We start from the raw sequence: 7,285 nt of genomic DNA on the forward strand, positions 1-7,285 counted from the left end.
CCGTGGCCCGCGGGGCTACTGATTCCTTCCGGGACCGCTTAAAACAAGAAACGGCGGGCAAAGCCCGCCGTTTTCGCAAAGCAATGTGAGCCGGATTACTCGGCCGTGGCGGCTTCCGCCTCGGCCGGAGCAGCTGCTGCCGCGGCAACGGCGGCGGCGGCATCTTCCTGCGCCTTCTTCAGAAGGGCGGCGCGCTCCTGCGCCTTCTTGCCGGGCTCGGCCTTCTTCGGGTTCGAGCGGGCCGGACGCTTGGCAAGGCCGGCCTCGTCGAGGAAGCGCAGAACGCGGTCGGTCGGCTGGGCGCCGTGCGAGAGCCAGTGCTTGACGCGGTCGGCGTCAACCTTGACGCGCTCGCCGTCCTTCGGCAGCAGCGGGTTCCACGAGCCGAGCGCCTCGATGAAACGGCCGTCGCGGGGCGAGCGGGCGTCGGCGACGACGACGTGGTAGTAAGGACGCTTCTTCGAGCCCGCGCGGGCCAGTCTGATCTTCAGTGCCATTGTTTTCTCCTAAAAAGCTCTGATTTTCGTTTGATGGTCTGGGTTGGGTCTCAACCGGTTTTCGTCACGCCGTTGGCAGCGGCGATCTGTTCGTGGTGACGGATCACTTCGCGGACGACGAAGTTAAGGAATTTCTCCGCGAAATCGGGATCGAGATGCGCATCCTTCGCCAGTTGGCGAAGGCGGGCGATCTGCTGCTGCTCGCGCGCCGGATCGGCCGGCGGCAGGCCATGCTCCGCCTTCAGCACGCCCACTGCCTTGGTGCAGCGGAAGCGCTCGGCGAGCATATGGATGAGGGCGGCGTCGATGTTGTCGATCGAAGCGCGGTAGCCGGCCAGGGTGGCGCGTGCGTCGGCCATGTCCTTGTCCTCGTTCATCGCGCCCTCACTTCTTCTTGCCAAGGCCGGGCAGGCCGCCGCCACCTAGGCCCGGAAGGCCGGGCAGCTTCATGCCGCCGGGCAGGCCAGGTAGACCACCCCCGGCAAGACCGCCGGGCAACCCGCCAGGCAAGCCCTTGCCGAGGCCGGCCGCCTGCGCCTGCTTCTGCAAGACTTCGAGCTGCTTGGGATCCATCTTGGACAGGTCCGGCATGCCACCGCCCATGCCGCCGGGCATCATGCCGCCGAGACCCATCTTGGAAGCGAGGCCGCCCATCATGCCGCGCATGAGGCCGCCGCCTTTGCCCTTGCCGCCCATCGCCTTCATCATATCGGCCATGCCGCGATGCATCTTCAGCAGCTTGTTGATCTCGGCGGCGTCGGTGCCGGAGCCGGCGGCGATGCGCTTCTTGCGCGAATGCTTGAGGATATCCGGATTGGCACGCTCGGCCTTGGTCATCGAGGAGATGATGGCGAGCTGGCGGGCGAACATCCTGTCGTCGAGGCCGGCCGCGGCCATCTGATCCTTCATCTTGCCCATGCCCGGCATCATGCCCATGATGCCGCCCATGCCGCCCATCTTCGACATCTGCTGAAGCTGCCCGGCGAGGTCGTTGAGGTCGAACTTGCCCGACTGCATCTTCCTGGCCATCGCCGCCGCCTGCTCGGCGTCGATGTTCTCGGCCGCCTTCTCGACCAGCGAGACGATGTCGCCCATGCCGAGGATGCGGTCGGCGATGCGCTTGGGGTGGAATTCCTCCAGCCCGTCCATCTTTTCGCCGGTGCCGATCAGCTTGATCGGCTTGCCGGTCACGGCGCGCATGGAGAGCGCGGCGCCGCCCCGGCCGTCGCCGTCCATGCGGGTCAGCACCAGGCCGGTGATGCCGACGCGCTCGTCGAAGCTCTTCGCCAGGTTGACGGCGTCCTGGCCGGTCAGTGAGTCGGCGACCAGCAGTATCTCGTGCGGCGACGACACCTTCTTGATGTCGGCCATCTCGACCATCAGCGGCTCGTCGATATGGGTGCGGCCGGCGGTGTCGAGGATGACGACGTCGTGGCCGCCGAGCTTGGCCGCCTGCACGGCGCGCCTGGCGATGTCGACCGGGCTCTGGCCGGCGATGATCGGCAGCGTCGCGACCTTGGTCTGCTCGCCGAGCTGGCGCAGCTGCTCCTGCGCGGCGGGACGCCGCGTGTCGAGCGAGGCCATCAGGACCTTCTTGTTCTGGCGCTCGGTCAAGCGCTTGGCGATCTTGGCGGAGGTCGTCGTCTTGCCGGAGCCCTGCAGGCCGACCATCATGACGACGACCGGCGCCGGCGCATTGAGGTCGACCGCGACGCCCTCGGCGCCCAGCATCTCGACCAGTTCGTCGTGGACGATCTTGACGACCATCTGGCCGGGCTTGATCGACTTCAGCACGGCGGCGTCGACCGCCTTCTCGCGCACCTTGTCGGTGAAGGAGCGAACCACTTCCAGCGCCACGTCGGCCTCGAGCAGCGCGCGGCGCACCTCGCGCAGCGCCGCGGAGACATCCGCCTCCGACAACGCGCCGCGGCCGGTCAGGCCGTTCAGGATGGAGCCAAGGCGCTCCTGAAGGGATTCAAACATTCTGGTTCCTTTTCTCGGGGCATCCGGATGATGTCCGAGAGGTAATGCGTTCGCGCCCGATGTCCAACAAGCAAAGTCCAAAGCCAAAAAGCACCCGGGGGCGCCTTGCGCTGCCGGGTGTTGGCCTCCAGGATCGGTTTACAGCACTTGGCCTCTAGAGGCTTCGGCGTCCTGGTCGGCTTGCTCGGAGGGATACTCGTCGCGGAATTAGGGGCGTGTAGACAGGAAAACGCCCCGGGAGTCAAGATACGGGCCGAAATCGGCCGGCGCGACGGCTCAGGGGAGCGTTTCGCCGTCGAGGATGCGGGCATAGAGTTCGAGATAGGCCTGCGCCGTCCGGGTGATCGGAAAGCGGTCGGCCGCGGAGTCCCGGCAGCGCCCGGGTGAAAGATCGGCGATCGCGGAAAGCGCCGCGGCAAACTCGGCATCGGTGTCGAAAAAACGTCCGGTGTCCGCGTCGACGATCTCCGGCAGGGCGCCGCGCGGCGTCGTCAGCACCGGCGTGCCGCACAGCATCGCCTCGACCGGGGCCATGCCGAACGGCTCTTCCCAGGCGATCGGATTGAGGAATGCCCTGGCCTCGCCGAGCAGCCGCAGTTTTTCGGCGCCGCCGACGACGCCGTGGAAACGATAGCGGCGGCCAAGGCTCTTGAAGAAGACCCCCTGGCGCCGCACCTGGCTGCGCGTGAGCAGGCGCCAGCGCGGGCCGCCGGCGATGTCGAGCGCAAAATTGAATGTCTTGGCCAGGTCGACGGCGCGGTTGAGGTTCTTGCCGGCGCGGGCGACGCCGGCGAGGAACAGCAGGCGGTCATTCCTTGTCGCCGAGAGCCGGTAGTCGTCGACCGGAAAACCGTTGTAGACAAAGGTCTGGCGGCCATGGTTGCGGGCGTGGCTGGCGCTGACGAAGTTCCAGTTCGGTTGCGGCCGCGATTGTCCCGGAAGATAGCCGTGCTCGGTATTGAGAGCTGGAAACGGCACATCGAGGAACCAGCTGTTGAAGTGGACGATGTCGGTGTCCGTGGGAATAGCGGCCCGGCATTCCGCCTTCGAAGCCGCCTGCCGCACCTCGCAATGCGGATGGCTGGAGCCGGCGGCGGCGACAAGGACCACGCTGTGCCCGAGGCGGGCGAGTTCCGTCGCCAGCCAGTCGCCCTGCCGCTCGGTGCCGCCATAACCAGCGCAGGGGATCGCCCCATCCACCACCAGTGTTATGCGCATCAGACCGGCCCACCGCCGCGCCATGTCGCCGCCCCGACTTTCAGCGGTGAGCGCGGATGCAGCAGAAGCAGCGCCGTCAGCAGGCTGCTGACGATACCGATCGCGGCGATTAGGACAGCGTCGAAACCGGTCCAGCCGGGGCCTTCTAGCGGCCTGGCGTTGAACAGGGCGAAGGAATTGTAGCTCTGCTGGTGCGAGATCAGCAGGAAGCCGGTCAGATTGTTGCCGAGATGGGCGCCAAGGGCCACTCCCAGATTGCCGGTCGCATAGACAAGGAGCGTCAGCACGAGCGCGAAGCTGGCGATCGAGACCAGCACGCAGGCATTGATGGCGAGCGTCGAGCTCGCACTCCAGTGCAGCGCGCTGAACAGCATCAGCGGAAGCCCTGCCCAGATCAGCGGACTGCTGAACCGGCTGGCCAGCCCCCGCAGCAGATAGCCGCGGAACAGCGCCTCCTCGGACGAGGTCTGCAGCAAAGCGAGCAGCACGATGGGGATCAGGAACAGCAGCCATGTCGACAGGCTGATCGCGCCGCGCGCGATCTCGGGCTGCAGCCAGTAGAGCAGAATCTCCGAAAGAAGCGAGGTGATCAGCACCGCGATCAGCCCCTTGAGGAAGTCCAGCCATGAAACGCGGTGGCTTTCGCCGACCAGCGCCGCAAGCGGCTCGCGGTGCACGAAGCGCATGGCGACCCACAGGCCGATCCAGATGCCGGCGAAGGAGAGCAGCGCGGTGAGGATACCCTGCGGCGAGGCGAGGAAATCCTGGACCGGGCCGCCGGCCGGCCGGCCGGCTCCCGTCGAGGCCCGCCAGACGATGAAGGCATAGGTGCCGCCGAGCAGCACCACCAGGGTCGCCGCCATCCAGAACAGCACGACGATCGCGGTTCCAAGCAAGAGGCGGAGCGGGGTTGTCCTGGCGTTCGGCGAGCGCCGGTAGCGCTCGAAGGCGGTTCTGTCGATGATCACGCGGTTCCCCTTGCCGAACGCGACTGGCGAGCATCCGGGTCGCCTGATCTATGGGATCGGCGCTTTGCGCGCAATCATCCTCGCCACGGCTTGCGCTCGTGGTTGCGCATTTGTGCAGAGGCGGCCGCACCGTTCGACGGGCGACCGCCTGTTGGCCGGCACTTGTCAGCGCATCACGTAGACGATACGCCGCGTGCCGGGATCGACCAGCGCCGGCTGGTTGTTCACATAGACATAGCGGTAGTCGTAGTCGGGGATTTCGCGCAACTCGACACTGTCGGGCAAGGTCGCGCCCGTCACCACCTCGCCGTCGAGATAGACCGGATCGAGCCGATGGGTGCTGATATAGGTGCCCACTTCGGCCGGCGGCCTGGCGATCGGTTCGACTGGTTCGACCGGTTCAGCCGAGATGATGGCGCCGGTGTAGTTGTCGGAATAGTCGCTGTCATCCGGCTGCTCGACGACGGCGATGCCCGCATCGGCCGGCCGCCGTGTCAGCACGACCGCGTTGCCGCCGAAATCGGCGGTCACATAGTCCGAATAGATCCAGCCTCGGCCGTTGGTCTCGGCGATGGTGCACCATTTGCTGTTGGCGATACAGCCTTCGAGCGTTGCCGACTGGCCCGCGGCCAGCACGCCGATGACCGGATATTGCGGGCCCGGTCCGGCGCGCACGTTGAGATCGGCAACAGCCGAAACGGCGGTCTCGGCCAGCGCAACACCCGACAAGGCGGCGAGCGCAGCGGCGACCGCGGGAAACAGTATGAGTTTCATGGATTTCACTCCGTTTTCAGGCTCCCTCGCGGACGAAAACGAAGCCAGGCCTTATGCGTTCCGGCTAAAATGCCCGTGCCGGCTCACGAATTATTCCCGTTTCTTTCGGCAATTCGGTCAGCAGGTTGTGGACAAAGGCCAGTTTATGCGCCGTCACGCCCGAGATGACGAAGGGGTAGAGGTCGGGCAAGCCCATGCAGCGGTTGATCGAGTTGGACGCCTCCGACAGCACCAGCCAGCGGTCAAGGATCTTCTCGAAAGGCTCAGGCGCGTTCCTTGGTTCGGCGGGCGCGGTCTGCAGTTCGCCGCCGGTATCACCACGCGGCAGGGCGTTGGCATCCACCGTCTCCAGCCGGCCGAGCGGAAAATTCAGCGCATGCACCATCTCCAGCGTGTCGGTGATGTGCAGATAGTGCGCGAAGGTCTCGGCCCAGTCCTCCCAGGGATGCGAGGTCGCATAGGCCGAGATGTGGCCCTGCTGCCAGTCCGGCGCCGCGCCATTGGCGTAGTAGGCCGTCAGCGCCTGTTCGTAGCCGGCACGCTCGTCGCCGAACAGGGCGCGGAATGCGGCAAGCCTTTGCGGATCGTCGCGGATCAGCCGGTCCCAATAATAATGGCCGAGTTCGTGGCGGAAATGGCCGAGCAGCGTGCGATAGTTCTCGCCCATCGCGACACGCCGTCGCTCGCGTTCGGCCGAATCCGCCTCGGCGACGTTGAGCGTGATCAGGCCATTGTCGTGGCCGGTGAGGATGCGCTCGCCACCAGGACCGCCACCGATCGGATCGGCAAGGAAATCGAAGGCAAGGCCCGCCTCGTCGCCAGGGCTCTGCTTGGGCGCGACCGGCAAGCCGAAGGCGAGCAGCGAATAGATGGCGCGTTTCTTGGCGGCCTCGACGCGGATCCAGCGCCGGCGGTTCCCATCCACGGACAGGTCCGGAATGAGCTGGTTCAACGCGCAGGCGCGGCAAAAGGCCTGGCCCGGCTCCGTCCGCCAGTTGCAGGCGCATTCGTCAGCATTGGTGCAGTGGTAGGCGCCATCAACATCCGACAGCGTGAAACGCGCGTGCTCGGGATCATAGAGCACGAGGCTGGCGCAGTTCAGGCACTGGGCATTCTCGAAATAGAGGCGGTGGCCGCATTGCGGGCAGTCGAACAGCTTCATATGGCACTCAAACCCATCAGCGCCCGCATATAGGGCGCGATCTCGCGCCACCCAAACGCCTGGCCGCGACCAGGCGTTTCAGCGCTATTCGGCCGCAAGCACGGCCGCCACCTGCCGCGCCACGCTCTCGCCCGACAGCCGAGCGCCGCCGCAGGTCTGGATCAGCGGTCCCGCCAGATGCTCGCCGGCGAAGAAGATCTTGTCCGCCACCGGCCGCATCAGGGTGGCGCGCGCCTCCGATCGCCCGGGCCGCGCCGCGGCATAGGCGCCGCGCACGTAACGCTCGCCGCCCCAATTGGTCATCATGGCGCGTCCGACATGCTTGCGGGTGTCGGCACCGAAAATGTCGCACAGCCGGTCAACGACGAAATCGATACCGGCCGCCTCGCCGGCCGCCGACATTTCCCAGGCGAAGTCGCCGCCGACGAAGCCGACCATCAGGTCGAGATCGAAGGGAAAGCAGAGAAAGTAGATGTCGTGCCTGGCCAGCCGCTCGACCAGCAAATCGTCGAAAGGCTGCAGGCCGAGCCGGGTTCCGCTGATCTCGACCGGCAATTTGGTCAGCATGCCCATCGGCAGGTCGAAGAAAGCGGAAAAATGCGCATCGGGAAGGGCCGGCGAGAACGCGATCTCCTCGAAGGCGAGCACGGCGGGCGAGGCGGTGACGATGACCGCCCTGGCGC

At 66.2% G+C, this 7,285-nt stretch carries 8 protein-coding genes; all 8 read right to left on the reverse strand.

The features are described from left to right. Positions 1-95 precede the first annotated feature (95 nt). The gene (rpsP, locus tag EOA33_RS18170) at positions 96-497 is read right to left on the reverse strand and encodes a 30S ribosomal protein S16 (protein ID WP_126057404.1); all 402 of its coding nucleotides are present in this window, start codon (positions 495-497) and stop codon (positions 96-98) included. Between the two features lie 50 nt (positions 498-547). Next, positions 548-874, reverse strand: a complete 327-nt coding sequence (locus tag EOA33_RS18175; RefSeq protein ID WP_126057405.1) for a chorismate mutase — start codon at positions 872-874, stop codon at positions 548-550. A 7-nt stretch (positions 875-881) separates the two neighbouring features. Next, a complete protein-coding gene (ffh, locus tag EOA33_RS18180; protein ID WP_127406222.1) occupies positions 882-2,480 on the reverse strand; it encodes a signal recognition particle protein in 1,599 nt (532 codons plus the stop codon). 276 nt (positions 2,481-2,756) lie between these two features. Beyond that, positions 2,757-3,698 (reverse strand): glycosyltransferase, encoded by a 942-nt coding sequence (locus EOA33_RS18185; protein ID WP_127406223.1) that lies wholly within the window; start codon positions 3,696-3,698, stop codon positions 2,757-2,759. Then, positions 3,698-4,666, reverse strand: coding sequence for a type II CAAX endopeptidase family protein (locus EOA33_RS18190; RefSeq protein ID WP_126057408.1), 969 nt, complete (start codon positions 4,664-4,666; stop codon positions 3,698-3,700). Before EOA33_RS18190 ends, EOA33_RS18185 begins: the two co-directional genes overlap by 1 nt. Before the next feature lie 165 nt (positions 4,667-4,831). After that, positions 4,832-5,440 carry a DUF1236 domain-containing protein gene (locus tag EOA33_RS18195; RefSeq protein ID WP_126057409.1) on the reverse strand — a complete coding sequence of 203 codons (609 nt, stop codon included), beginning with the start codon at positions 5,438-5,440 and terminating at the stop codon, positions 4,832-4,834. Between the two features lie 64 nt (positions 5,441-5,504). Next, a complete protein-coding gene (locus EOA33_RS18200; RefSeq protein ID WP_126057410.1) occupies positions 5,505-6,602 on the reverse strand; it encodes a putative zinc-binding metallopeptidase in 1,098 nt (365 codons plus the stop codon). A gap of 84 nt (positions 6,603-6,686) precedes the next feature. Beyond that, the coding region (locus EOA33_RS18205) for an FAD-dependent oxidoreductase (RefSeq protein ID WP_145989186.1) at positions 6,687-7,285 on the reverse strand (599 nt) is incomplete at its 5' end.

Source organism: Mesorhizobium sp. M4A.F.Ca.ET.050.02.1.1 (genome assembly GCF_003997725.1).
Lineage (GTDB): Bacteria > Pseudomonadota > Alphaproteobacteria > Rhizobiales > Rhizobiaceae > Mesorhizobium.